The organism is Sphingomonas sp. CFBP 8765 (assembly GCF_014841445.1).
GTDB lineage: Bacteria > Pseudomonadota > Alphaproteobacteria > Sphingomonadales > Sphingomonadaceae > Sphingomonas > Sphingomonas aerolata.
The window spans coordinates 33,803-60,334 of the sequence record NZ_JACYTY010000004.1 but is presented as its reverse complement, the minus strand read 5'-3'; the positions used below and the strand labels follow the sequence as shown (position 1 = coordinate 60,334).

21 protein-coding genes are annotated in these 26,532 nt (G+C 68.4%); 13 read left to right on the top strand and 8 right to left on the bottom strand.

The window, feature by feature from the left end:
- Window positions 1-33 precede the first annotated feature (33 nt).
- Window positions 34-1,755, top strand: a complete 1,722-nt coding sequence (cydD, locus tag IFT87_RS11665; RefSeq protein WP_031440403.1) for a thiol reductant ABC exporter subunit CydD — start codon at window positions 34-36, stop codon at window positions 1,753-1,755.
- Entirely contained in the window at window positions 1,752-3,410 is a 1,659-nt protein-coding gene (locus tag IFT87_RS11660) for an amino acid ABC transporter ATP-binding/permease protein (protein ID WP_031440404.1), read from the top strand. The genes cydD and IFT87_RS11660 overlap by 4 nt, the downstream gene beginning before the upstream one ends.
- A gap of 22 nt (window positions 3,411-3,432) precedes the next feature.
- Here IFT87_RS11660 and IFT87_RS11655 read toward each other — a convergent pair whose 3' ends face one another.
- Both IFT87_RS11655 and IFT87_RS11650 read right to left on the bottom strand, forming a co-directional pair.
- A complete protein-coding gene (locus tag IFT87_RS11655; protein WP_042466991.1) occupies window positions 3,433-4,149 on the bottom strand; it encodes a Crp/Fnr family transcriptional regulator in 717 nt (238 codons plus the stop codon).
- Window positions 4,139-5,458, bottom strand: coding sequence for a radical SAM protein (locus IFT87_RS11650; protein ID WP_031440406.1), 1,320 nt, complete (start codon window positions 5,456-5,458; stop codon window positions 4,139-4,141). Before IFT87_RS11650 ends, IFT87_RS11655 begins: the two co-directional genes overlap by 11 nt.
- Before the next feature lie 126 nt (window positions 5,459-5,584).
- Here IFT87_RS11650 and IFT87_RS11645 point away from each other — a divergent pair, with 126 nt between their 5' ends.
- The gene (locus tag IFT87_RS11645; protein ID WP_031440407.1) at window positions 5,585-6,274 is read left to right on the top strand and encodes an OmpW/AlkL family protein; all 690 of its coding nucleotides are present in this window, start codon (window positions 5,585-5,587) and stop codon (window positions 6,272-6,274) included.
- Between the two features lie 42 nt (window positions 6,275-6,316).
- On the opposite strand, the gene IFT87_RS11640 is transcribed toward IFT87_RS11645, so the two are convergent.
- From IFT87_RS11640 to IFT87_RS11630, 3 genes are all read right to left on the bottom strand, one after another.
- Window positions 6,317-7,243 (bottom strand): Gfo/Idh/MocA family protein, encoded by a 927-nt coding sequence (locus IFT87_RS11640; RefSeq protein WP_128082123.1) that lies wholly within the window; start codon window positions 7,241-7,243, stop codon window positions 6,317-6,319.
- A 2-nt stretch (window positions 7,244-7,245) separates the two neighbouring features.
- Complete coding sequence (gene araD1, locus IFT87_RS11635) at window positions 7,246-8,238, bottom strand: AraD1 family protein (protein ID WP_031440410.1); 993 nt, start codon at window positions 8,236-8,238, stop codon at window positions 7,246-7,248.
- Between the two features lie 67 nt (window positions 8,239-8,305).
- Window positions 8,306-9,859, bottom strand: coding sequence for an aldehyde dehydrogenase (NADP(+)) (locus tag IFT87_RS11630; protein ID WP_192008574.1), 1,554 nt, complete (start codon window positions 9,857-9,859; stop codon window positions 8,306-8,308).
- 111 nt (window positions 9,860-9,970) lie between these two features.
- Here IFT87_RS11630 and IFT87_RS11625 point away from each other — a divergent pair, with 111 nt between their 5' ends.
- The gene (locus tag IFT87_RS11625; protein WP_056407587.1) at window positions 9,971-10,732 is read left to right on the top strand and encodes a FadR/GntR family transcriptional regulator; all 762 of its coding nucleotides are present in this window, start codon (window positions 9,971-9,973) and stop codon (window positions 10,730-10,732) included.
- Window positions 10,733-10,757: 25 nt separating this feature from the next.
- On the opposite strand, the gene IFT87_RS11620 is transcribed toward IFT87_RS11625, so the two are convergent.
- Entirely contained in the window at window positions 10,758-12,089 is a 1,332-nt protein-coding gene (locus IFT87_RS11620) for a sugar MFS transporter (protein WP_031440413.1), read from the bottom strand.
- Window positions 12,090-12,225: 136 nt separating this feature from the next.
- Here IFT87_RS11620 and IFT87_RS11615 point away from each other — a divergent pair, with 136 nt between their 5' ends.
- The 8 genes from IFT87_RS11615 (at window position 12,226) to IFT87_RS11580 (ending at window position 21,907) form a co-directional block, all read left to right on the top strand.
- On the top strand, window positions 12,226-13,371 hold the full coding sequence (locus IFT87_RS11615; RefSeq protein WP_042466992.1) for an aldose epimerase family protein: 1,146 nt from the start codon (window positions 12,226-12,228) through the stop codon (window positions 13,369-13,371).
- Window positions 13,372-13,402: 31 nt separating this feature from the next.
- Window positions 13,403-15,193 (top strand): IlvD/Edd family dehydratase, encoded by a 1,791-nt coding sequence (locus IFT87_RS11610; RefSeq protein ID WP_031440415.1) that lies wholly within the window; start codon window positions 13,403-13,405, stop codon window positions 15,191-15,193.
- Window positions 15,194-15,306: 113 nt separating this feature from the next.
- A complete protein-coding gene (locus IFT87_RS11605; RefSeq protein WP_031440416.1) occupies window positions 15,307-15,759 on the top strand; it encodes a MarR family winged helix-turn-helix transcriptional regulator in 453 nt (150 codons plus the stop codon).
- On the top strand, window positions 15,756-17,810 hold the full coding sequence (locus IFT87_RS11600) for an FUSC family protein (protein WP_037529139.1): 2,055 nt from the start codon (window positions 15,756-15,758) through the stop codon (window positions 17,808-17,810). Before IFT87_RS11605 ends, IFT87_RS11600 begins: the two co-directional genes overlap by 4 nt.
- The gene (locus tag IFT87_RS11595) at window positions 17,807-18,013 is read left to right on the top strand and encodes a DUF1656 domain-containing protein (RefSeq protein WP_031440418.1); all 207 of its coding nucleotides are present in this window, start codon (window positions 17,807-17,809) and stop codon (window positions 18,011-18,013) included. The genes IFT87_RS11600 and IFT87_RS11595 overlap by 4 nt, the downstream gene beginning before the upstream one ends.
- Entirely contained in the window at window positions 18,010-18,912 is a 903-nt protein-coding gene (locus IFT87_RS11590) for an efflux RND transporter periplasmic adaptor subunit (protein WP_031440419.1), read from the top strand. The genes IFT87_RS11595 and IFT87_RS11590 overlap by 4 nt, the downstream gene beginning before the upstream one ends.
- Window positions 18,909-20,378 carry a TolC family protein gene (locus IFT87_RS11585; protein ID WP_342211156.1) on the top strand — a complete coding sequence of 490 codons (1,470 nt, stop codon included), beginning with the start codon at window positions 18,909-18,911 and terminating at the stop codon, window positions 20,376-20,378. Before IFT87_RS11590 ends, IFT87_RS11585 begins: the two co-directional genes overlap by 4 nt.
- Window positions 20,375-21,907, top strand: coding sequence for an MFS transporter (locus IFT87_RS11580; protein ID WP_192008572.1), 1,533 nt, complete (start codon window positions 20,375-20,377; stop codon window positions 21,905-21,907). The genes IFT87_RS11585 and IFT87_RS11580 overlap by 4 nt, the downstream gene beginning before the upstream one ends.
- A gap of 26 nt (window positions 21,908-21,933) precedes the next feature.
- Here the strand turns inward: IFT87_RS11580 and IFT87_RS11575 are convergent, their stop codons facing one another.
- Window positions 21,934-22,824, bottom strand: a complete 891-nt coding sequence (locus tag IFT87_RS11575) for a LysR family transcriptional regulator (RefSeq protein WP_128082072.1) — start codon at window positions 22,822-22,824, stop codon at window positions 21,934-21,936.
- Between the two features lie 224 nt (window positions 22,825-23,048).
- On the opposite strand from IFT87_RS11575, the gene IFT87_RS11570 reads away from it, so the two are divergent.
- Window positions 23,049-24,257 (top strand): MFS transporter, encoded by a 1,209-nt coding sequence (locus tag IFT87_RS11570; protein ID WP_192008570.1) that lies wholly within the window; start codon window positions 23,049-23,051, stop codon window positions 24,255-24,257.
- Here IFT87_RS11570 and IFT87_RS11565 read toward each other — a convergent pair.
- Window positions 24,211-26,520 (bottom strand): glycoside hydrolase family 3 C-terminal domain-containing protein, encoded by a 2,310-nt coding sequence (locus IFT87_RS11565; protein ID WP_197975256.1) that lies wholly within the window; start codon window positions 26,518-26,520, stop codon window positions 24,211-24,213. The genes IFT87_RS11570 and IFT87_RS11565 overlap by 47 nt on opposite strands.
- Between the last annotated feature and the right edge of the window lie 12 nt (window positions 26,521-26,532).

Here is a 26,532-nt window from a genome sequence, read left to right as displayed (position 1 = left end):
CCAGACGAACGGCAATACGCGACAAGCCTGTCCATGACGGCACTTTCTTCGAGCGACCTCCCATCCACCGACCCGACGCCCCGCGCGCGTCGCCAGTGGCTCAAGACCATCGCCCAGGGCGGTCGACGCGGCGATGCGGCGGCGGCGTGGCTCATGCTCGACAGCGTTGCCGCGATCGGCTTTGCCGGCGGCCTGGCGGGGGCGATCGTCGCGGTTCCGGCCGGTGCCGCAGCGGTCCTGCCCTGGGCAATGCTCGTCGTTCTGTCCGGCGGCCTTCGCGGTCTCGTCGTCATGCTCGCGACGCGCAGGGGCGCCCGCCAGGCTGAAGACGCCAAGGTGACGCTGCGTCGCCGGATCGTCGCGTCGGCGCTGCATCGCCACCTCGGTGCGCCGACGACCACGGGCGTCCTGATGGCCGCGGTGGTGGACGAGGTGGACGCGCTCGACGGCTATATCGCGCGATTCCTGCCCGCGCGCAAAGCAGGCGCCATCGCACCCTTCCTGATCCTGCTCGCGACCGCGTTGGCCAGCCCCGTCGCCGCGGGCATCCTGGTCGTGACGCTCATACCGTTCATCGTCGCGATGGCGCTTGCGGGGGGTGCGGCCGCGGACAAATCCCGGCGCCAGTTTACCGCGCTGGCCCGGCTGACCGGGCGGTTCGCGGATCGGGTGCGGGCGCTGCCGGTCGTCCTTGCGTTCGGCGCCGAGGGCCGCGAGGCGCGCGCGCTCGGGGTCGCCGCGGACGAACTCGCGGCGCGGACGATGGGCGTGCTGCGCGTCGCCTTCCTGTCCTCGGGGGCGTTGGAGTTCTTCGCCGCACTCTCGGTCGCGCTGGTCGCGGTCTATTGCGGGTTCAACCTGCTCCACCTCCTGCCCTTCCCGGTGCCCGAGCAGCTCGATCTCGGCCGCGCCTTCTTCGTCCTGGCACTCGCGCCCGAATTCTACGCGCCGATGCGCCGTCTCGCCGCCGCCTATCACGACAAGCAGGCGGCCGAGACCGCGGCGGATCGCCTGATCGCCCTCCCCGCGCCCGCCTGTCCCATGCCGGCGTCGCTGCCATCGACGCCGCACGCACTGCGGCTCGAAATGCCCGCTCTTCCCGCACTGGCGTTCCAGTCGGTCGCGATCCGCTATCCCGACGCGGAACGGGACGCTGTGTCCGACCTGTCGTTCGACGTTCCGTCCGGCCGCATCGTCGTGCTGATCGGACCATCAGGCAGCGGCAAGACCAGCGCGCTGCACCTGCTGCTCGGCCTCGCGCCGCTGGTCGCGGGCGATGTCCTGATCGACGACCAGCGGCTCCCACCCGGCGGTTCGCTCGCGCCGCGCGCATCCTGGGCTGGCCAGCATCCGTTGATCATCGCCGGAACGATCCGCGAAAACCTGCGCCTTGCCTGCCCCGACGCCACCGACGATGCGATCGACCGCGCGGTGGTGCAGGCCGGTCTTCGGCCGATGCTGATGGCACGCGGCGGCGGTCGGATGGCCGCCGGTCTCGACACCCGGCTCGATGCGCGCGGCGGCGGGCTGTCCGGTGGCGAACGGCGGCGGCTTGCCCTGGCGCGCGCCATGCTCAAGCCTGCACCGATCTTGCTGCTCGACGAGCCGACGGCGCATCTCGATGCGCTGTCGGAGATCGCGCTGGTGACGACGATCGCGGCGGCCTGTCGCGGCCGGACGACGCTGATCGCGACGCATAGCGACCGCCTGGCCGGCATTGCCGATCACGTGGTCCGGCTTGGAGACCCCGCATGACCGGTCCACTCGACAGGTTGCTCGCGCAGGAGCGACGTGCGCAGCGCCCACTTCTCGCACGCGCCGCGCTGCTCGCCGCGCTCGTTGCGGCGGCATCCGTCCTGCTGCTCGGGCTGTCGGGCTGGTTCATCACCGCCGCCGCGATCGCCGGTCTGGCGGGCCCGGCGGCAGCGCTCGCGTTCAACTACATGCTGCCCAGCGCGGGAATCCGGCTTCTTGCCATCCTGCGGACCGGCGCACGCTACGGCGAGCGCCTCGCCAGCCACGAGGCGGCGTTCGGCGCGCTCGCGCGGATCCGCCCGGCCATCTTCCGCGTGCTCGCAGCACAGCCCGCTGGTACCGCGCTCGCCTTCGGGACGGGCGAGGCGACCGCCCGGCTGATCGGCGACGTCGATGCGATGGAGATGCAGTTCGTACGCCAGTCCGCGCCTTGGGGCGTCGCCGCCGCGCTGATCGCGGGGCTCGGGCTCGTATCGCTCGGCAGCGTCGGAGCCTCGATCGCCACCGCGTGCTGCATGGCGGTGCTCCTGATCGTTGCCGACCGGCTTGCCCGTCGTAGCGCGCCACTTGGCCAGGCGGTGCAATATGCTGCCGGGGCACTTCGCGAGACGTTCGCAGGCCTTGCCGATGCCGCCCCCGAACTGCGATGCTTCGGGCTCGAGCCCTGGGCCACCGCGCAGGTCGACGATCGAAGCCGTGCGCTCGCCGCCGCGCAGCGTGCGCAGGCAGAAGCCGCCGGATGGCTGGATCTGCTGCACGCGACGGCCGTCGGTATCGCCGCCGCCGGCGCCGCGATCCTGTCGGCGGGATCGGGGGCGCCACGGGCTGCACTGGCGGCGCTGGCAGCGGCGATGACGATCGACGCGGGAACGCCGGTGTTGCGCGCAATGATCGAGCGAGGTCGCATGCACGCGGCACGCGACCGGCTCGACGATATTCTGGAAACGCACGAGAGCGCGGAGCCTTACCTGCAGGATGCATCTCCGCGCGCCTTGCCGAACACGACCGGTCCAGCCCATAGCGCACTGCACTTCGTCCTGCCGGCGGGGACGTGTCACGTGCGGCGGGGCGATCGGGTCGCGCTGACCGGCCCCTCGGGAATCGGCAAGACGACGCTCGTCGAAAAGATGCTGTCGTTGCGGCCGAGCACGCTTGGCGAGATATGGCTGGACGGAGATGATATCGGCCTGATCCCGGCAGAGATATCGCGGCGCAGCTTCGCCTGGGCACCACAGGATGCCGCGCTGCTGTCGGGCACGGTGCGCGACAATCTGATGCTGGCCAACCCGGATGCCGACGATGCCACGCTGTGGCGGGCGCTGTACGACGCGGTGCTCGACGATCGGGTCCGCGCGCTCGATCACGGACTCGACGCGTGGGTCGGTGAAAACGGCGCACGCCTGTCGGGCGGGGAGCGGCGCCGTCTCGCGGTCGCGCGTGCCTATTGCTCGCTCGCGCCGTGGCTCGTGCTCGACGAGCCGAGCGAGGGGCTGGACGGCACGACCGAAAAGCTGCTTGCCGTCCGACTGGCGCAGCGCCTCGACACGACCGGACAGGGGCTGATCCTTGTGAGCCACCGCCCGGCGCTCGTCGCCCTCTGCCCCCGGCGTTTCGACCTGACACAGGCGGGATCGGACCAGCGCAGCGCCGCCTAGCACCGGCGCCGGACGCTGTCGCTCAGCCCGCCGCGGCCCGCGCGAGCTGCGCCCGATCGAGGATGATGACGCCGCGCCCGCCCGGCAGGGCAAGGACCTCGCGGCGTTTCAGGGACGTCATCTGCCGGCTGACGGTCTCGATCGTCATCCCCAGCAGTGCGCCGACCTCCGACCGGCTCATCGGCAGGTCGAAGCGGGCCGGGCCCGGCTGACCCATCCGCCGTGCCATTTCCAGCAGGAACGTGGCGATCCGCGCGCCTGCGGCCTTGCGTCCCAGCATCAGCATCCACATCCGCGCATCGTCGAGCGCACCGAGCGTGCGGTGCAGCAACAGGCGTTCCATCGCCGGATGCGCGTCGAGCATGTTTTGCAGCGCCGCGCGCGGGTACACGCACAGCTCCGCATCGGTGATCACCCGGATCGTCTCGTTCGCGGTGTCGGCAAACAGGTCGCCGACGAAATCACCGGCAAAGGCGAGGCCGACAATGTGTTCGCGACCCTGGGGCCCCGTGCGCATCGCCTTGAGCACGCCCGACACGACGGTGGCGCAGATCGCGTTCGGATCCCCGCTCCAGACCAGCACCTGCCCTGCTGGCATCGTCCGCCGTCGGCCGATCCCGTGCAACGCGACTAGGCCCGCGTCTTCAAGCGTCGCACACAGCGCATCGTTGCGCACGCTGCAGGCGGCACAGCGCGGCGGCAGCGTCACGATCGCCCCGCCAACCGCGCTAGACCGCATGGCTGAACCGTGCCGACGCGGTCTGCCGGTACGCGTCCAGTCTGCTCGCAATGACGCGCGCATAGGGAAGCGCGTCTTCGCTCAGGCGGAGCACATTCCCCTCCCAGGCGATCAGCCCGTACCGTTCGAACGGCGTCAGCCGACTGCGGATGTCCGCCCCGCCGTCCAGCGCGGTCAGGTCGGCCGTGCCCCGGGTCAGGATCGTCTCGATCGCCCGGCCGCGCAGCCTGTCTTCGGGGCTGCGCCGCAGCCCACGACAGGTTGCCAGGGCTCCGGCATCGATCCGCATGCCGTAGCGTCCCGTATTCTTCTCGGTCTGCAGGATCCGGTCGGGGAAATCGCTGATCGCGCTGGCCCCAAGACCGATCAGGATCTCCGCCGGGTCTTCGGTGAATCCCTGGAAGTTGCGGCGCAGGCCGCCGCTCGCCGCCGCCTGCGCCAGCGCATCGCCCGGTCGGGCGAAATGGTCGAACCCGACCGGGTCATAGCCGGCATCGACCAGCATGCGATGCGCCAAGGCCGCCTGCGCAAAGCGCTCCGCCGTTCCCGCCAGCCCGTCCGCGACGATGCGTCGCTGGCGCGGTACGAGGTGCGGGACGTGCGCATAGCCGAACACCGCAAGCCGGTCGGGGCCCATCGCGATGCTCTCGGCGATGCTGGCCCGCAGGCTCTGCTCGGACTGTTGCGGCAGGCCATACATGAGATCGAAATTGATCGACCCGACACCGGCATCGCGCAATAGCGCTGTCGTGCGACGGATATCCTCCGACGGCTGCACACGCCCGATCGCCGCCTGGACCTGCGGGTCGAGCGTCTGGACGCCGAGGCTGACCCGCGACACCCCTGCTCGCCCGATCGCCCCCGCCCAGTCGCGGTCGAAGCCACGCGGATCGACCTCGACCGATAGTATCGCATCGGTGCAGTCGAACGCCGTCCTGACGCTTTCGACGAGCCGGAGAAACGCCGCCGGCGGAATCGCATTCGGACTGCCGCCGCCGAACGCGATCCGTCCCACGCGGACGCCGGTCACCCGCTGCGCGACGAGTGCGATCTCGCGTTCGAGCCGTTCGACATAGGCGGCGAGCCGCGCGGCGCGGTTCGCCGCCCCCGTGTTGCAGCCGCAATACCAGCAGATGTCCCGGCAATAGGGGATGTGCAGATACAGCGAGACGACCATGCCCGGCGCGATGGCCGCCAGCGCCTCCTCCATATCGACCGGACCGACATCGTCGCCGAATTCGGCAGCCGTCGGATAGCTGGTGTAGCGCGGCACGGGTGTCGCGAGCAGTTCGGGGTGATAGGTCCACATGCGATGATGGGTGCGATGTCCCCTTCGGCGGGTCTTTGATCGGCATCAAATCCGCGTTTGGCCGTGATCAACGCCCCCGCCTGGCCGCACGCCTAGCCCGAACGCATCCCAATCAGGAGTCGGGCAATGAAGCATCTTACCATCGGCGTAGTTCTAGCCGCCGCCGGCCTCGGCATCGCCACGCCGGCCATGGCGCAGGACCCGGCACCGCGCACCGGTATCCAAGCCGGCGACGTGCTCGTCCGCCTGCGCGCGATCCTCGTCGCCCCGAACGAACGCTCGGGCGGGATCCTCCCGACCTTTCCCGGCGAGCGCGTCAGCGTCGACAACAGCGCGATGCCCGAGATCGACGTCACCTATATGGCCACCGACCAGATCGGCTTCGAACTGATCGCCGCGACGACCAAACACAGCGCCAGCGGGCGTAGCGGGACGACCGGATCGATCGGCAAGCTGGCCTCGACCTGGGTGCTGCCCCCGACGCTGACCGCGCAATATCACCTCAACCCACGCGGCTCGATCCGTCCCTATGTCGGGGCCGGACTGAACTACACGATGTTCTGGAACGAGGATGCCTCGGCGGGTCTCGAAAAGGCGGTCGGACGGACGCGGGTACGTATGAAGGACAGCTTCGGCTGGGCGGCGCAGGCCGGGGTCGACGTCGACATCACACCGAAGGTCTTTCTCAACCTCGACGTCAAATATATCGACATCGACACGAGCGCCCGCCTGCGCACGACGGCAATCGGTACGCAGAACGTGAAGATCAATCTCGATCCGCTCGTCTTCGGCGTCGGTCTCGGCCTGAGGCTTTAACCCCACGGCCGAACAGGACCGCGGGCCACCGCGCCCGCGGTCCTAGTCGTCGAACGCCGCGACCGAGACGCGGGTGCCGCGCAGGAACGCGTCGGCAACGAGCGTGAAGGGGGTCGTGTCGACCTCGCTGCGCCCGTCGCGGACCAGGGCGGCGAAACGCGCATAGAGCCCGGCATATTCCGCATCGTCATGCTCGCTGCTGCCCTCGGGCAGGGTCAGCACCGCGCCGCCTTTGGCAAGACGGAGCGTGCCGGCGTCGGTGTCGACGACGATGTCCCAGCTTTGCGGGCCGGTCTGGCGCCAGTCGAGATCCATCGTGATCGGTGTGCCCGACGCACTGCGGAAAGCGAGATCGGCGGCGATCGGCGCGGCACGATTGGCCGGTGTCGACAGTGTCGCGGACGCCAGGAAGAACGGCTCGGGCAGGATCTCGGTCGCGATCGACAGGGCATTGATGCCCGGATCGAATACGCCGAGCCCGCCCGGCTCCCAGATCCACGCCTGACCGGGATGCCAGACGCGGACGTCTTCGCGCCAGACGATCGACACGCGGTCGATGCGACGGTCGGCAAGCCAGGCCTTGGCGGGCGCGACACCCGCCGCGAACCGCGAATGCCAGCCGGCGAACAGCGTCGCGCCGGTCTGTGCTGCCTGAGCCTCGAGCGCGTCGACCTCCGCGAGTGTCGCGCCCGGCGGCTTTTCGAGGAACACGTGCAGGCGCTTTTCGAGCGCCATCGTGGCGAGCGAATAGCGCACCTGCGGCGGCGTGCAGAGAGCGATCGCGTCGATCGCCGGACCTTCGGCGAGCAGCGCCTCCAGCGACCTGAAGTTGACGACGCCCTCGACGCCCGGATCCCGCGGGCTGACGCTGGCGACGAGCTCGAATTCGGCGTTGCCCGCGATCGACGGGAGATGCTGGTCGCGTGCGATCTTGCCCATGCCGACAACGGCGATGCGGATACCCGCCACGCTCAAAGCGCCTTTACCGAGACCGACCGCGGTGCGGCCCTGGTCAGCGTGTTGCGCAGCGGCAGCGTGAAGGGCGCAGCCTCGATCTCGAACACGTCGCCTTCACGCGTCGTCACGCCCTCGGCGAACGACAGCGTCGCAGTCCCAAAGAAATGGACATGGATGTCGCCCGGGCGGCGGAACAGATCATATTTGAAATGATGCGCCTCGAGATTGGCGATGCTGTGCGACATGTTCGCCTCGCCCGACAGGAACGGCTTCTCCCACAGGACGGCGCCGTCGCGGTGGATCCGGCTCATCCCCTCGACATGCTCGGGCGGTGGGCCGACGAGCAGCTCCGGGCCGAGCGACGCCTGGCGCAGCTTGGAATGCGCGAGCCACAGATAATTGTGCCGCTCGGTCACGTGATCGCTGAACTCGTTGGCCAGACACAGGCCGAGCCGGAACGGCGTGCCGTCAGCCCCGATCAGGTAGATCCCGGCAAGCTCGGGCTCTTCGCCACCATCCTCGGCAAAATCGGGCATCTCCAGCGCTGCCCCCGGCGCGACGAGGCCCGAACCGTCACCCTTGTAGAACCATTCGGGCTGCTGGCCGCACTCGCCCGGCCCCGGCTTGCCGCGCTCGACCCCTTCCAGGAACATCCGCATCGAATCGGTCTGCTTTTCGGCATCCGCCGCGGCACGGTGCATCTTGTCGCGCCCCTCGGCCGAGCCGAGATGCGTCAGCCCGGTACCCGTCATGACGACGTGCGCCGGGTCGACATGATCGATCGGCGACATCAGACGACCGGCCGTCAGTTCGGCCGCGATGTCGACGCTGGCGCCCGTACCGCAGGCCGCGACCGTGGCGGCAAGATCAAGACCCTCCGCGATCGCCCGTTCGGCGAGCGCGCGAACGCTGTCGATGCCGGGAACGAAAGCCGCCCCCGCGCTGGTGGCCGCGATCACGGATCGCGTGCCGTCGACGCCAACATGCTGCAACAGGCGCAAGCTCATCTTCCTCTCCTTTTCGGGTGCCGCTGTTACGGTTCGCCCGGACGTCATCATGCAGGGAATTGGCGGGTCAGCCGGCGACGACGCCGTCGATCAGCCGCGGCGCGTCCGTGTCGTCACGCACGCAGGCGGGCAGCAATTCCGGCAGCAGGTTCTGGTAGGATACCGGCCGCAGGAAGCGGTCGATCGCCAGGCTGCCGACCGAGGTCGTGCGACCGTCCGACGTCGCCGGGAACGGTCCGCCATGGACCATCGCATGCGCGACCTCGACACCCGTCGGCCAGCCATTGGCCAGGATCCGCCCCGCCTTGCGCTCGAGCAGTGGGATCAGGTGCGACGCCATCCCGGCATCGCCCGCATCCATCTGGATCGTCGCGGTCAGCTGACCTTCCGCGGCGCGCAGCACGGCATGGAGCTCGTTCTCGTCTGCGCAGCGCACCAGCAGCGACGACGCCCCGAACACCTCATGTCCCAGTGCCGCGTCGCTCAGGAACTGTGCAGCTGTGGTTTCGAAGAACGCCGCCTGCCCCTGTGCGACACCTTCGCCGACCTTGCCCTGTGCGATCGTCTTGACCGCGTCATGGCCCGCAAGCGCCTCGACGCCCTTCTGGTACGCGGCATGGATGCCGCCGGTGAGCATGGTCGCCGCCGGTGCGTCGGGAAGCGCGGTCGCCGCTGCGGCGACAAACGCATCGAGCCCGTCGCCCTCGATGGCGAGGACCAGACCGGGATTGGTGCAGAACTGCCCCGCGCCCATCGTCAGCGACCGGACGAACGCCGTACCCAGCGCCGCGCCGCGCGCTTTCAGCGCCTCGGGCAGCAGCACGACGGGATTGATGCTCGACATCTCGGCATAGACCGGGATCGGCACGTCGCGCGCCTGCGCCAGCTTGACGAGTGCCAGGCCGCCAGCGCGCGACCCGGTGAAGCCGACCGCAGCGATCCGCGGATCCTGGACCAGCGTGCTGCCCAGATCATTGCCGGGGCCGACCAGATGCGAGAACACGCCCTTTGGCAGGCCGCAGGCAGCAACCGCCGCCTCGATTGCGCCAGCGACCATCGCGCCGGTAGCGGGGTGCGCCGGATGACCCTTGACGACGACGGGGCAGCCGGCAGCGAGCGCCGAGGCGGTATCACCACCCGCGGTCGAGAAGGCGAGCGGGAAATTGCTCGCGCCGAACACCGCGACCGGGCCGAGCGGGATCATCCGCAGGCGCAGGTCGGGACGCGGCAAGGGTGCGCGGTCGGGCAGCGCCGAGTCGATGCGGACACCCATCCAGCCGCCGCGGCGCACGACGCCTGCAAACAGCTTCAGCTGGCCAACGGTACGACCCCGCTCGCCCTCGAGCCGCGCGCGCGGCAAGCCGCTCTCGCGCATCGCAGTGACGATCAGCGTGTCACCGAGCGCGACGATCTCTTCGCCGATCCGTTCGAGAAAGTCCGCGCGGGCCGCATTGTCGGTCGCGCGATACGCATCAAACGCCGCGTCGGCGGCAGCGCAGGCCGCGGCGACGTCATCGGCGCCGTGCACCGCAAAGGCCTCACCGATTGCGAGCCCGGTCGTCGCGTCGATCGAACGGAACGCGTCGTGGCCGGCCGTCTTGGCCGTCTGGATATCAGTCATGGATAGTAGCTCCCTTATACTCAGACTTATGCGCAATGGCCCGATTTAGCAATCTTTTGGCGTTCCTTGATGGCACGCGGACTGTTACGCCGTGATGATGGAGCAGGCGCTATGACGATCAACGACGACGATCCACAGGAGATTGTGACCGACGCCGGAACAGCACGCAGCCCCCGGGGGACCGGCCGCCGCCTGCACGGCGCGGTGGCGCACAAGCTGGGCACCGCGATCCTGTCGGGCGAATATGCGCCCGGCGACACGCTGGCCGGGGAAGTCGATTTCTCCAAGACGCTCGACGTGTCCCGAAGCGCGTACCGGGAGGCCGTCCAGGTGCTGACCGCCAAGGGGCTGGTCGAGAGCCGGCCCAAGATCGGCACGCGCGTCCTGCCCCGCAGCCGATGGAATCTGCTCGATCCCGACGTGCTCGCCTGGGCATTCGCGGCCGAGCCCGACATCATGTTCGTGCGCGACCTGTTCGAACTGCGCGCGATCGTCGAACCGGCCGCCGCCGCGCTCGCGGCCGAGCGCCGCGACCGCGCCGATCTGAAGATCATGAAGGACGCGCTCACCGCGATGCGTCGCCACACGCTCGCGACCGAGGCGGGCCGCGCGGCGGATCGCGAATTCCACGACGCCGTGCTGACCGCGACGCGGAACGATGCGCTGATCGTGCTGAGCGCCAGCATCGGCGCGGCGGTCAACTGGACCACCCAGTACAAGCAACGCGCCCGCGCGCTGCCCCGCAACCCGATCCCCGATCATGTGCTCGTCTATGACGCGATCGCGGCTGGCGATGCCGCGGCGGCAAGTGCCGCGATGCGCACGCTGGTCGACCTGGCACTGGAAGATACGAAGGCGGCGATGCAGCGCTGAACGCGCCGCACCGCCGCCATCCGGATCATCCAACCGCGACCGGCTCGGGCAGCGCATGCGTCACGCGCGATCCCCAGAGCGCGTAGAACAGGATGTAGAGTTCACACGCCGCGGTCAGCAGGAACGAGATCTGCAGGCCATAACGGTCCGCGAGCCAGCCCTGCACGATTACCAGTGCACCACCCGCGATTGCCATGATCAGCAGCCCCGACCCCTCTTCCGTCAGCGGTCCGAGCCCGCGGATGCCGAGCGTGAAGATCGTCGGGAACATGATCGAATGGAACAGCCCGACCGAGATCAGCGCCCACATCGCGACGTGCCCGGTGGTGAAGGTGGCGACCAGCATCACGACGAACGCGCCGATGCTGGCCAGCGCCAGGACGTGCTCCGCCGGAACGCTACGCATGATGACGCTGCCGACCAGCCGCCCGACCATCATCCCGCCCCACAGGATGAACAGATAGTGCGAGGCCTGCTCATGCGTCAGATTGCCGATCTGCGGCTGGCTGACGAAGTTGATAAAGAGGTTGGCGACGCCGATCTCGGCGATCAGATAGATGAAGATTGCCGGGATGCCGAGCACGAGGTTGCGATGCGACCAGAGCGACAGGCCCTTGCGATCGGCCTTTGCCGAACGCTGCGTCGCCGCCCCCATTGCCGGCAGCGGGAAGCGTGCGATGACGACCGCGAGCACGACCAGCACGCCCGCGACGATGAGATAGGGCAGCACGACTGACTGCGCGTCGGCAAGCCGCTCGGCGGGGGTCAATACCGCGGTGGATCCGGCGACCGCCGTACCCGAGGTCGAGCGGCCGAGGATCAGATAGCCGCCGAACAAGGGCGCGAGCGTCGCACCCGCCGAATTGAATGCCTGGACCAGGTTGAGCCGTGACGAGGCGGTCTCGGGCGGGCCGACGACCGCGACATAGGGGTTCGCCGCGACCTGAAGCAGCGTGATGCCGCTGGCGATCACGAACAGGGCGAACAGCGTCACACCATAAGACGGCAGCCGCGCGGCGGGCACCATCATCAGCGCGCCGGCGGCCATCATCGCGAGCCCGAACACCATCGCGCGCTGATAGCCGACACGCTCGATCAGCTTGGCGGACGGGATCGACGCGAAGAAATAGGCGATGAACCAGACGCTCTCGATCAGCGTGGTCTGTGTGTAGCTGAGATCGAACACGCTGCGCAGATGCGGCAGCAGCGTGTTGTTGATGACCGTGATGAAGCCCCACATGAAGAACAGGCTGGCCAGCAAGGTCAGCGCGGATCGGTAGCTCGGCCCCTCCGCACTGCCCCCCGTCCCCGGTGCAGCGCCTGCGATCGTCCCGTGCGTCTGTATCGGCATCGCCATAATCGTCCATCCTCCGTGCCATGTCGGCGACTGAACATCAGTCTTTTCCCGCATGGCTTGCTCAGAAATATATTGTCCGACTATATACCCCCATAAGGCGCGTCAACGGCGTCAGAGGATCAGGATAGGAACCGGAATGAGCGGAATCGGAAAAACGGGGATCATCTTGGCAACTCTCTTAGCCGCCCTGGCAGCGCCGGCGGCGAACGCGGCCGAGGCCAGGCGCACCCCCGCGGGTACGCTGCGCGACGGCACGGCGATCGAGGCGATCACGCTCAGCAACGCGCACGGCGTCTCGGCGCGCATCCTGTCCTACGGCGCGACGCTGCAATCGCTGATGGCGCCCGACCAGGCCGGCAAGGTCGCCGACGTCGTGCTCGGCTATGATGACCTCGCCTCCTATGTCGACCATCCCAATTTCTTCGGCGTGACGGTCGGGCGCTTCGCCAACCGCATCGCCGGCGGCCGCTTCACGCTCGACGGCAAGGCCTATCAGCTTCCGCTCAACGACAAGGTCAATTCGCTGCACGGCGGCGGCAAGGGTTTCGACAAGGTCGCGTGGAAAGTCCTGTCGATCAAGGACGGCCCGACCGCGACGCTCGTGCTCGGCCACCGCAGCGCGGATGGCGAATCCGGCTATCCGGGCAATCTCGACGTCACCGTTACCTACACGCTCGACGAAGCGGGCAATCTCGGCATCGCCTATGATGCCAGGACCGACAAGCCGACGATCGTGAACATGACCAATCACGCGATCTTCGACCTTGGTGGCGAGGGATCGGCGATGGGCGCGAACGGCCACCGGCTGACGATCCCCGCCAAGGCGATCACGCCCGTCGACGACAAGCTGATCCCGACCGGTGCGTTGCAGCCCGTCCAGGGGACCGTGTTCGACTTCCGCAACGGCCGGATCGTCGGCGAAGGGCTTCGCGACGGTCGCGACCAGCAGATCCGCTACGGCCACGGCTACGACCACAACTTCGCGCTCGACAAGGGCGTCACCGCCAAGCCCGAGCTGGCCGCGCGGCTTGAGGATCCTGCCTCGGGACGCGTGCTTGAAGTCCTGTCGACCGAGCCCGGCGTTCAGTTCTACACCGGCAATTTTCTTGACGGGACGTTCATCGGCAAGCACGGCCATCTCTACCGGATGGGTGACGGTATCGCGCTGGAACCGCAGAAATTTCCGGACGCACCGAACAAGCCGAATTTCGTCTCTGCGCGTGTCGATCCGGGCAAGCCCTATCATCACGCCATGATCTACCGCGTCTCCGTCGCTCGCTGATATTCGACCTGCTTACCCCGGAAAGCCTCTCATGACCGACTTGCCCAAACTCCGCAGCCGCGCGTGGTTCGACAATCCCGAGAATATCGACATGACCGCGCTTTATCTGGAGCGCTATCTGAACTTCGGATTGAGCCTTGAGGAACTGCGTTCGGGCAAGCCGATCATCGGCATCGCGCAAACCGGCAGCGACCTCAGCCCCTGCAACCGTCACCACCTCGTGCTCGCCGAACGGCTGCGCGAAGGCATTCGCGAGGCGGGCGGGATCGCGCTCGAATTCCCGGTCCATCCGATCCAGGAGACCGGCAAGCGCCCGACCGCCGGGCTCGACCGCAACCTCGCCTATCTGGCGCTGGTCGAGGTGCTCTACGGCTATCCGCTCGACGGAGTCGTGCTGACGATCGGCTGCGACAAGACGACGCCCGCCTGCCTGATGGCGGCGGCGACGGTCAACATTCCCGCCATCGCGCTGTCGGTCGGGCCGATGCTCAACGGCTGGCACAAGGGCGAGCGGACCGGCTCGGGCACGATCGTGTGGAAGGCGCGCGAGCTGCTCGCGACCGGCGCGATCGACGATGAGGGCTTCATCAAGCTTGTCGCCTCGTCCGCGCCCTCGACCGGCTATTGCAACACGATGGGCACCGCGACGACGATGAACAGCCTGGCCGAGGCGCTCGGCATGCAACTGCCCGGCTCGGCCGCGATCCCCGCGCCCTACCGCGACCGCCAGGAGGTCGCGTACAAGACCGGCAAGCGGATCGTCGACATGGTCGCCGAGGATCTGAAGCCCTCCGACATCCTGACCAAGGAGGCGTTCCACAACGCGATCGTCGTCAATTCGGCGATCGGCGGATCGACCAACGCGCCGATCCACCTCGCCGCGATCGCGCGCCATATCGGCGTCGACCTGCCGATCGACGACTGGCAGAAGCACGGTCACAAGGTCCCGCTGATGGTCAACCTTCAGCCCGCCGGGGAGTATCTCGGCGAGGATTATTACCATGCCGGGGGCGTGCCCGCCGTCGTCGCCGAGCTGATGAAGCAGGGCCTGATCCACGAAGACGCGATCACCGCCAACGGCAAGAGCATCGGCGACAATTGCCGCACCGCGACGATCGAGGACGAGCGCGTCATCCGTCCGTTCGCGACCCCGCTGCTGCAGGATGCCGGCTTCATCGTCCTGCGCGGTAACCTGTTCGACAGCGCGATCATGAAGACGAGCGTCATCTCGCCGGAATTCCGCGAACGCTATCTCAGCAATCCGGACGATCCCGAGGCGTTCGAAGGCCCCGCGGTCGTGTTCGACGGCCCCGAGGACTATCATCACCGGATTGACGATCCGTCGCTCGGCATCACCACCGATACGCTGCTGTTCATGCGTGGCGCCGGGCCGATCGGCTATCCGGGTGCCGCCGAGGTCGTCAACATGCGTCCGCCCGCTTATCTCATCCGCGAAGGCGTTCACGCGCTTCCCTGCATCGGCGACGGTCGCCAGTCGGGCACGTCAGGCTCGCCCTCGATCCTCAACGCCAGCCCCGAGGCGGCGGCAATGGGCGGCCTCGCGCTGATCCGCACCGGCGACCGGGTTCGCATCGATCTCGGCAAGGGCAGCGCCGATGTCCTGATCTCCGATGAGGAACTCGCCGAGCGACGCCGCACGCTGACTGCGGCGGGCGGATACGCCTTCCCGCGCTCGCAGACGCCGTGGCAGGAAATTCAGCGCGCCACGGTCGGCCAGATGGAAACCGGTGCCATCCTAGAAGGTGCCGAGAAATACCAGCGCATCGCCCAGACGATGGGCCTGCCGCGCGACAACCACTAGGTCTGAGCCGCCGGGTCGCGCACGCCGCGCGGCCCGGCGGGCGCGAACAAATTCCTTGCATAACTTACTATTTTACATTGCAGCATGGGCTGACATGATTACTTAGCACGCTAATGACTTCCCCCCGCGCCGTGCTCGAATCCTCCTATGCCCGCACCCTCCTGCCGCTCGCGCGCAGCTGGCGGCAGGCGGCCGACCACGCGCTCCGCGACATGGGGGTGTCGGCATCGACCGGCTGGGCACTCGTTCAGGTCGGGCGGCTGGGCGACGATGTGCGGCAGATCGATCTCGCCTGTGAACTCGACGTGACACAGGCATCGCTGGTGCGCTCGATCGACCAGATGACCGCCGCCGGGCTTGTCGAGCGCCACCGCGATCCCGCCGATGCGCGGGTCAGCCGGATCCGCCTGACGCCGCACGGGCGAACGCTCGTCACCACGATCGAGGCGAAGTTCGCGACGCTACGCCATGCGATGCTCGAGGGTGTGCCGGACGACGATCTGGCCACCGCGCTACGCGTTGCGGAACGGCTCGGCGCGCGGTTTGTGGCAGATCGTGGACGATGACGCTGTCCCGGTTCGGGGGGAAGGAGGCGCTCTTCTCGGTCAAATGCTTCGTCGCCGCGATCCTCGCTTATTACATCGCGCTGCGGATCGGTCTGACGCGGCCCTATTGGGCGGTGACGACGTCCTATATCGTCGCGCAGCCGCTGGCCGGCGCGGTGTTGTCCAAGGCGGTGTTCCGGGTCGCGGGCACCGTGCTCGGCGCGATTGCCGCGGTCGTGCTCGTGCCGAACCTCGTCAACGCGCCCGAACTCCTGTCACTCGGCCTCGCGCTGTGGCTCGGGCTGTGCCTCTACATCTCGCTGCTCGACCGGACGCCGCGGGCCTATGTGTTCCTGCTCGCGGGCTATACCGCCAGCATCATAGGGTTTCCGTCGGTTGCGGCGCCGGGCGCGGTCTTCACCATCGCTGCGCTGCGGGTGCAGGAGATCACGATCGGTATCCTGTGTGGCAGTCTGATCCACGGCCTCGTCTTCCCGCAGACCGTCACCGCCGTGCTGCTCGGTCGGATCGACGCGATCCTCGCCGACGCGGAACGCTGGTCGCGCGATTCGCTTGCGGGGGAAAGCGATGCCGCGCTCGACCGCGACCGGCGGCGGCTGGCGCTCGATATCAACGAGTTGCACCAGCTTTCCATTCACTTGCCATTCGACACCGCCCGGCTGCTCCCGCGCGTCCGGACGCTTCGCGCACTCCAGGCGGAGCTGTCGATGCTGTTGCCGCTGGCGAGCGCGATCGACGACCGGATCGTCGAACTCAAGCGGGGCGCCGACAGGCCGCGCCCCGAGGCGCTCGCGCTGATCGAGGACGTTCGCGAATGGCTGCGCGATCCCTCTTCGGCATCGGAGCGCGGCGCGCACGCCGATGAGCTGATTGCCCGGGCCCGCGCGCTCGAACCCGCGCCCGGCAGCGCGCTGATCTGGCGTGACGCGTTGCGGCTGAGCCTGGTGGCGCGGCTCGGGGAACTGGTCGACGCGCATCGCAACGTACGCGACCTGCGCGATCAGATGCGATCGCCGTCGCGCGCGCCCGTCACCCCCGCCGTCGCGCGGCTGCTGGCACGCTCCGCCCGGCGACCGCTCCACCGGGATCGCGGCATCGCGTTGCGTGCAGCCGCCGGCACGGTGATGACGATCCTGCTGGGCTGCGCCTTCTGGATCGGGACAGCATGGCCCGACGGTGCGGGCGCGGTGCTGATTGCGGGGGTGTGCTGCGCCTTGTTCGGCAACAGCGACAACCCGGCACCGGCGATCAAGGCGTTCTTCTATGGCACGATCCTCGGCCTGGTCGTGTCGGCCGTCTATGCGTTTGCGATCCTGCCGCGCGTGACCGACTTCGTGACGCTCGCCGCGGTGCTCGCGCCGCCGATGCTGATCGGAGGAATGTTCCTCGCGCGGCCGGCAACCTTGCTCGTCACGCTCGGCGCGTTGCTTGGCGGACTTAACACGGTCGGGCTGAACGACCGGTTCGGCGGCGGCTTCGATCAGTTTATGAACGGCGCGATCGCGCAATTGATCGGGACGTTGTTCGCGGTCGTCACGGTCGGCCTGTTTCAGACGATCGGCGCGCAGACCAGCGCGCGGCGGTTGCTCCGCGCCGGCTGGCGCGAACTGGCGACGCGCGCGGATTCGACCGGCCGGCCCGATACGGCGGGCTGGATCGCGCGGATGCTCGACCGGATTGGCCTGCTCGCACCGCGGCTGGCGCTGCAGGGCGAGGATCCCGGCAAGCCGCTGCTCGATGCGCTGACCGACCTGCGCGTCGGTGTGGCGGTCGGCGAACTCCGCCAGCTCCGCATCGACGGTCCGGTCGACGAGGCGGCGATGATCACGCCGGTGCTGCGTGGGGTCGGCTCGCATTACCGCGCGCTGCGCCCCAACCAGCCCGCGCCCCCCGAACCCGATCTGCTCGCGGGGATCGACCGGGCGCTGGCCGGCTTCGCATCGAGCATGCCCGACCGCCACCGCACGAGCGTGCTCGCGCTCACCTCGTTGCGCCGCAACCTCTTTCCCTCGGCCCCCGCCTATGCGGGCTTACCGGAGATGCCCGCATGACCGGCGAGATCTCGATCGGCGGTGTCTATCTGCCGACCCTTCTCCTGCTTGCCGGCGCCGCGGTCGTGCTCACCGGCGTCGCCACCCGCCTGCTCGCCTTTGCCGGGGTGTACCGCGCGGTGACCTATCGTCCGCTGGTCGACCTGGCGCTGTTCATCCTCATCCTCGGGCTACTTGCCCTGCTCACCGGACCCTCCGCATGACCTCGCCCCGTCTCAAGTCCCTGCTGGCCCCGCTCGGCCGTTCCGCCGCCACTCTGGTCATCGTCGCCCTCGCGGTGGTCGTCGCGCTGTGGCTGTGGAAGCGCTATGAGAGCGATCCGTGGACGCGCGACGGGCATATCCGGGCCGACATCGTTCGCGTCACCCCCGATGTCGCGGGTCTCGTCACGCGCGTCGCCGTGCGGGACAACCAGAGGGTCAAGCCCGGCGACGTGCTGTTCGTGGTCGATCGTCCGCGCTTCGAACTGACGCTTGCGCAATCTGACGCCTCGATCGCGAGCGCGCGCGCGACGCTGCTGCAGGCGCGGCGCGAGGCACAGCGCGACCTCGCACTGGGCGACCTGGTCGCCAAGGAAACGCACGAACAGAATGTCGCGCGCGTCGCCACTGCCTCGGCGACGCTCGCGCAGGCCCGGAGCGCGCGATCGACCGCGGCGCTGAATCTCGCGCGGACGACGGTGCGGGCGACCGTGCACGGCATCGTCACAAATCTCGACCTGCACCCCGGCGATTATATTGCCGCGGGCGCGCAGGCGATGGCGCTGATCGACACGGACTCGCTTCGGGTCGAGGGGTATTTCGAGGAAACCAAGCTCGGCAGCATCCATCTCGGCGACCCGGTGACCGTGCATCTGATGGGCGAAGCGCAGGCGTTGCACGGTCGAGTCGACAGCATCGCCGCGGGCATCAACGACAGCGAACGGACGAACACGACCAACCTGCTGCCCAATGTGAACCCGACGTTCAACTGGGTCCGCCTCGCACAGCGCATCCCCGTGCGTGTGAAGCTCGTGCAGGTGCCGAAGGGTGTCCCGCTTATCGTCGGGCGGACGGCGACGGTGACGGTGGAGCCCAAACTTCAGTCGGGAGCGCCGGCGTGATGCGCACGCGTCTCTCGCAGATCGCCCCTTCTCCTGGACGGGGCGGGATCGCCGCCTCCCCCACCCGCCGGGGTCTTGCCGCGAGTATCCTCGCGCTCGGCCTCGCCGCCTGCACCACCGCCGGCCCGGACTATGTACGTCCCGATCGCGCCGTCGCCGCGATGCCCGCCGCGCAGGGCGCGTTCGACAGCGGTCACGAGGCCGCGTTCGTCGATGCCCCCCTCCCCGATCACTGGTGGCAACTCTATGGCGATCCCCGCCTCGACGCGTTCGTCGCCGAGGCGCTGGCGGCGAACACCGATCTGCGCGCTGCCGATGCCAATCTCCGCCGTGCCGACGCGGTCGTTGCGGAGGTTGCCGCCGGGCGGACGCTGTCGACCACGATCGGCGGCGGTACGTCGATCGACCGGCCCTATGCGAGCCGCGGCAACCTGCCCGGAACGCTTGACGCCAATCTCGGCATCACCCTCGCCTATCCGCTCGACCTGTCGGGGCGCATCCGGCGCGCGATCGAAGCCGCGCAGGGCGATGCGCAGGCGGTCGCCGCCGCGCGCGACGACGTCCGCGTGACCGTCGCTGCCGAAACCGCGCGCAGCTATGCCGCGGTGTGCACGGCGAACATGGTGCTCGCCGCCAACAGCCGGGTACTTGCCCTCCAGCGCCAGACGCTCGACGTCACGCGCCGCCTGCAACGTGGTGGGCGCGGCACGGCGTTCGACGTCACGCGGGCAAGGACCGCGGTCGACCAGAGCGAGGCGTTGATCCCGTCGCAGGTCGCGACGCGCACCGCCGCGCTCTACCGGCTGGCGACGCTGATGGGTCGGGCACCCGCCGCCTATCCCGCCGAGGTCGCGACCTGCGCGAAGCCCCCCGCGCTGACCCGGCCGCTGCCGATCGGCGACGGCGCCGCACTGATCCGCCGCCGGCCCGATATTCGTCAGGCCGAACGCGCACTGGCCGCGGCGACCGCGCGGATCGGCATCGCCACCGCCGACCTGTATCCGCAGGTCAGCCTGGGGGGATCCGCCGGGTTCACCGGTCCGATCTCGACGCTGGGATCCACCAGCGCGTTTCACCTGGGGCTCGGCCCGCTCATCAGCTGGAGCTTTCCGAACCGCCCGGTCGTCCGCGCACGAATCGCGCAGGCCGGCGCTTCGGCGGATCAGGCACTGGCGCAGTTCGATTCGACGATGCTGGAGGCGTTGCGCGAAACCGAGACCGCGCTGTCGGCCTATGCGCGCGAAGGCGACCGCAACGCCGCACTGTCGCGGGCGCAGGCGAGCGCTGCGACCGCCGCCGGCCAGGCGGGCACGCTCTATCGCTTTGGCCGAACCGATTTCCTGTCGCTGCTGACCGCGCAGGCGGCGCTGACCACGGCCCAGGCCAACCTCGCCGCGTCCGACGCATTGTTGATCGATCGTCAGGTCGATGTCTTCAGGGCGCTGGGCGGCGGGTGGCAGGCATGAGGCTTCGCCGGCGGGGGCTCGCCGCGATCAACAGCGAAGTCCGCGACGGCATCGTCCCGGCCGCCGACACGATCGCCCGGGTCCCGCGCGACGCCGGAGCGCCTGCGCACACGCCGAGCAACTACCGCGTCACCGCGCTGATCATCGCCTGTGCGCTGTTCATGGAGCAGATGGATTCCACCGTGCTCGCGACGGCATTGCCGACCATGGCGCGCGATTTCGGCGTGCCCGCGACGAGCATGGGATCGGCACTCACCTCCTATCTGCTGGCGCTGGCGATCTTCATCCCTGCGAGCGGGCGGCTCGCCGACCGGTTCGGATCGCGCACCGTGTTCCGGGCCGCGATCCTGATCTTCGTCGGCGGTTCGATCCTGTGCGGGCAGGCGACCAGCCTGTCGTTCATGATGGGCGCGCGGTTCCTGCAAGGTCTGGGCGGCGCAATGATGATCCCGATCGGGCGTCTCGTCCTGCTTCGCAGCGTGGCCAAGGAAGACATGGTGCAGGCCATGTCGTGGCTGATCATGCCCGCGCTGATCGGTCCGATCCTCGGGCCGCCGGTCGGGGGCGCGATCGTCACCTATCTGGACTGGCGGTGGATCTTCTACCTCAATATCCCGATCGGCATGCTCGGCGTGGTGCTCGTCACCCGCTATATCGGTGATGTCCGCGAGGATCGCCCGGCACGCTTCGACGTCCCCGGCTTCATCCTGTCGGGCGTGTCGCTCGGCTGCCTGTTGTTCGGGTTCGAGATGACCAGCCGCACGGGCGAACTGACGCAGGCCGTCGGGCTCATCGCGATCGGCTTGGTCGCGGGTGTGGGCTATATCCGCCATGCCAGACGCCGCAGCGATCCGATCCTCGACCTGTCGCTGATGCGGATCCCGACCTTCCGCCTGTCGGTGATCGGCGGATCGCTGACGCGGATCACGCAAGGCGCCCAGCCGTTCCTGTTGCCGATGATGCTCCAGCTCGGGTTCGGCATGACCGCGGCGGCGAGCGGCGCCATCACGATCGCCGGGGCGATCGGTTCGCTGATGATGAAGAGCCTCGCCCCCCGCGTGCTGCGACGGTTCGGATTCCGCAACAGCCTGATCGTCGGCGGCCTGTGTTCGAGCGGCGGCTATGCGGTGTGCGGGCTATTCCGCCCCGACTGGCCCATCCCCGTCATCTTCGGCGTCCTGATGCTCTCGGGCTTCTTCATGTCGTTCCAGTTCTCCGCCTACAACACGATCGCCTATGACGAGATTCCATCGTCACGGATGAGCAGCGCGACCAGTTTCTACGCGACGTTCCAGCAGCTCATGCTCTCGCTCGGCATCTGCGTCGGCGCGGCCGCGTTGCATGTCGGCATGCTCGGATCGGGCACGACACGTCCGGTGCTCGCCGATTTCACCCTCGCCTTCCTGGTCGTGACGGCGGTGTCGGCGGCCGCGACGATCTGGAACCGCCGCTTTGCCGTCGATGCCGGATCCGATCTCAGCGGTCACCGGCAGACGCCTGCGCGACCCGGGATGGCCGCGGGTCGATAACCCCTCCCGGCACACCAGCGCGGCGATCAGCCCCGGAGGCGTTCCGCGAGAAAGTCGACGAACACCCGGACACGCGCCGGCGTGTTGCTACCGCCGACGAAGAGCGCGTGGATATGTTCGACATCGCCCGGATTATACGCCTCGAAGAGCGGGACGAGACGGCCCGCGGCGATATCGTCGACGACGCTGAACGCACCGACGCGCGCTATCCCGACGCCCGCGGCGGCCAGTTGCCCCAATGTTTCGCCATTATTGGCTTCGATATTGCCGGTCACGACGAGCGCCATGTCTACCCCATCGACACGGAACGGCCAGACCGGTTCGACCCGCCGGAAGTTGAAGTTCAGGCAGTTGTGCCGGTGCAGCTCCTCAGGCCGGGTCGGGGTACCACGCCGCGCCAGATAGTCGGGGGCCGCGACGATCACCCGCCGGCTCTCGCCGAGCTTCCGGGCGGTCAACAGGCTGTCGACCAGCGGACCGAAGCGGATCGCGACGTCCGCCTGCCCCGCCGCAACGTCGACGATCGTGTCGGTCAACGCGATATCGACGAGGATATGTGGATAGGCCTCGGCAAATGCACCGAGCAGCGGAACGACGCACAGCCGCCCATGCGACAGCGCGGCACTGATCCGCAGCCGTCCCCGGGGCGCGCCCTGATCGGCAATCTGCTGTTCGGCATCATCGAGGTCGGCCAGGATCCGACGCGCCGTCTGGAGATAGGCCTGTCCTTCGGCCGTCGGGGTCAGCGCACGGGTCGACCGCAGGAGCAGCCGGACGCCGAGCCGAGCCTCGATCCGGTCGATCGCCCGCGCCACCGCGGACGGCGTCAGTCCGAGCACGCGCCCTGCCCCCGAGAAACTGCCCTCGCGCATCACCGCCGCGAAGATCTCGAGCGCGCGGGCCCGATCCGCCCCCATTCCCGTCTTTGCGTTCAAGTCAAAGGTCCTTCGTCACATCGCCCCCTAATAACGCCCCGCGCGTTGCCCTATTTATGCCTCGAAATCGAAGCCGAGTTAAGTCGCGATCGGGATCATCGGGGCTGCAGATCCAGCCATGCCTGCCGCCCAATCGTCAGCGAGAGGGTTACGCCCGGCTAAGTCCGTCGACGGTCCGAACCGCCCAAGTCATCAGGAATACAGCGATGAAATTGAACCCCGGGCTTCTGGCCCTGTCCGTCGGCGCGTTCGGCATCGGCGTGACCGAATTCGCCCCCATGGGGCTGCTCCCCGTCATCGCCGGCGATCTCGGCGTCTCGATCCCGACCGCGGGCCTGCTGATCAGCGCCTATGCGATGGGCGTGGTCATCGGCGCGCCGCTGATGACGCTGACAACCGGGCGCGTGCCGCGGCGGACGCTGCTGATCATGCTGGCGGGCATCTTCACGATCGGCAACCTGCTGGCCGCCGTGTCCACGGGCTACGGCATGCTGATGGCCGCGCGGATCCTGACGTCGTTCAACCACGGCGCGTTCTTCGGGGTCGGGGCGATCGTCGCCGCCAGCCTTGTGCCGCCCGAACGCCGGGCCGGCGCGGTCGCGGCGATGTTCATGGGGCTGACCATCGCCAACGTCGTCGGCGTCCCGCTCGCGACATGGGCAGGCGATCACCTCGGCTGGCGCACATCGTTCTGGGGTATTTCGGTGCTGGGCTTCGCGACGATGGCGGCGCTTCGGCTGACGCTTCCCGCCTTGCCCGCGCCGATCGGTACGGACCCGAGGGCTGAACTGAGCGTCCTCACGCGCGGGCCGGTGCTGGGTGCGCTCGGCCTGACGGTCGTTGGCGCCAGCGCGATGTTCACCGTCTTCACCTATATCACGCCGATCCTGCGCGAGGTGACGCAGGCGTCGCTCGGCTATGTCACCGCGATGCTGGTGACCTACGGCGTCGGCCTGACGGTCGGCAACTGGCTCGGCGGGCGGTTCGCCGATCGCTCGGTCGACCGGACACTGATCGTGACGCTCGCGCTGCTCACCGCGATCCTGGTCGCCTTCGCCGTGCTGATGCCATTCAAGGTCCCGACCGCGATCCTCATCTTCCTGTGGGGCGTCGCCAGCTTCGCGCTCGTCCCCCCGCTTCAGGTCCGCGTCATGCACGCCGCCGCCGACGCGCCGAACCTCGCCTCGGCGATGAACATCGGTGCGTTCAATCTGGGCAACGCGATCGGCGCGGCGGTTGGCGGCGGCGTCATTGCGGCAGGCCTCGGCTATCCGGTCGTCGCGCTTGCGGGTGCCGGGGCGTCAGCGCTGGGACTGGTCGCGGTCCTGATCGGCGTCCGCCGCCGCGCGACAGCCCCCGCGCCGTCGGCTATTTCCCCCGGCTGTCGAGCGTCTGCGCCGGCAGATGCACGGTGACCGTCTGCGCGATGCTCGCCGCCGAGTCGGCCAGCATGACCTGATAGTCGCCCTCCGCGATCTTCCACGTCGCGGTCGCCGTGTCGAAGGTCGCGAGCAGGCGCGGGTCGATCATCGTCGCTACCGACTGGCTCGCCCCCGGTGCCAGATCGACCTTCTTGAACGCGCCGAGCCGTTTGGGCGCTTCCCAGCCTGGCGCCGCAACATAGACCTGGGCGACAGTCTTGCCTGCGACAGACCCGGTATTGCGGACTGCGAACGTCGCGGCGATGCCCTTCCCCTTTGCTTCGGCCTTCAGACCGTCGAGCGCGAACCGGGTATAGGACAGGCCGTAGCCGAACGGGAACAACGGCTTGCGGCCAGTCTTGTCGAACCACTTATAGCCGATGGCGGCGCCTTCGATGTCGTAATTGCCCATCGGATGCGCGTCACGGTCGAGCTTAGGGTCGCCTTCCAGCACCGGGCGGGGCAGCTGCGACAGCGACGCGGGGAAGGTCGCGGGAAGCCGACCCGACGGATTGACCTCGCCGGTCAGGATACGGGCAATCGCTTCGCCGCCCGCCGTGCCCGGATACCAGGCCTCGATCACCGCGTTGACCTTCGACAGCCACGGCATCACGACCGGCCCGCCCGTCTCGAGCACCACGACGGTCTTGCGGTTGGCGCGGGCGACCGCGTCGATCAGCGCATTCTGCGCATCGTGCAACGCCAGGTCGGGGACGTCGATCGACTCGCCCGTCCACTGTTCGCCAAAGACGATCACGATATCGGCCTTGCGCGCCGCAGCCGCAGCCGCGCGCGGATCCTTGCCGTCGAGATAGGTGACGCGAGCACCGGTTCTGGCCTGCAGCGCAGTCATGGGCGACGATGCGTGATAGGTCTTGGGGCCGGGAAAGCCCTTGTTGAACTCGTCCGGCACGATCAGGCCGCTGGTCGGCGCGTTGTGAGAATAGACCTGCGACGATCCGCCGCCCGACAACACGCCGACATCGGCATGCGCACCGATGAGCAGGATCGACTTCGCCGTTTTCGCCAGGGGCAGCAGATTGGCGTCGTTCTTCAGCAGGACGATGCCCTCCTCGGCATCGCTGCGCGTGACCGCCGCGTGCGCGGTATAGTCGATCGTCGCCGCACGATCGCCGCGGACCGGCGCGTCGAATGCGCCCACCGAGAACATCCCCCACAGCACGCGTCGGGCCATGTCGTCCGCGCGCGTCGTGCTGACATGGCCGTTATTGACCGCTTCGCGCAGCGCTTCGGAGAAATATGGCGACCGATCGAACGCCCAGCCCGATTGCTGGTCGAGCCCGGCATTGGCGGCTTCCGTCGTCGAATGGGCAGCTCCCCAGTCCGACATCACATAGCCCTTGAAGCCCCAGTCCCTCTTCAGGACCGTGTTCAGCAGCCAGTCGTTCTCGCACGCATAGTGACCGTTGACGCGGTTGTACGAGCACATCACCGAACCCGGCTGACCGATCTCGTTGGCGATCTGGAACGCCAGCAGATCCGACTGGCGCGCCGCCTGTTCGCCGATGCGGTGATCGATCGTGAAGCGGTTGGTTTCCTGCCCGTTGAACGCGTAATGTTTCATCGTCGAGACGACATGCTCGGACTGGATTCCCTTGATCGCATGCCCGGTCATGACGCCCGCGAGGAGCGGGTCCTCGCCGCCATATTCGAAATTGCGGCCGTTACGGGGTTCGCGCAGCAGGTTCATGCCGCCGGCCAGCTGCACGTTGAAGCCTGACAGGAACGCCTCGTTGCCGATCATCGCGCCACCGGCTTCGGCGAGCGTCGGGTTCCACGTCGCCGCGGTCAATATCCCCGATGGCAACGACGTCCGCAGCCGCGGGGTGGCGCTGCGCTGGCTGGCGACACCGACCCCCGCATCGGTCTGCCACTGGCTCGGGATACCCAGCCGCGCGATGCCCGGAACGATCCCCGCGGATCCCGGCAAGCCGTCCTTCGGAAATTCCCAGTTCTTGGTCGGCGTCTTGAGCCAGGCGGCATCGGTCGAAAAATAGCCGAAGGTCAGCTGCAGCTTCTCGTCGAGCGTCATCTCCTTGAGGATGAGATCGGCGCGGACGGACGGATCGAGACTCGTATCCATCCACGGCCGCGCGACCGGCGCATCGGTCTTCGCCGCCGCCGCCGCGGGCGCGTTGTTCGTCGTTTGCGCCAGCGCGGGCGAAACCCCGATTACACCGACTAGCACCGCGCTGCGCAGCAAGACGTTCAGGAGCGATCGGGTACCGCGCGTCATCATCACATTTCT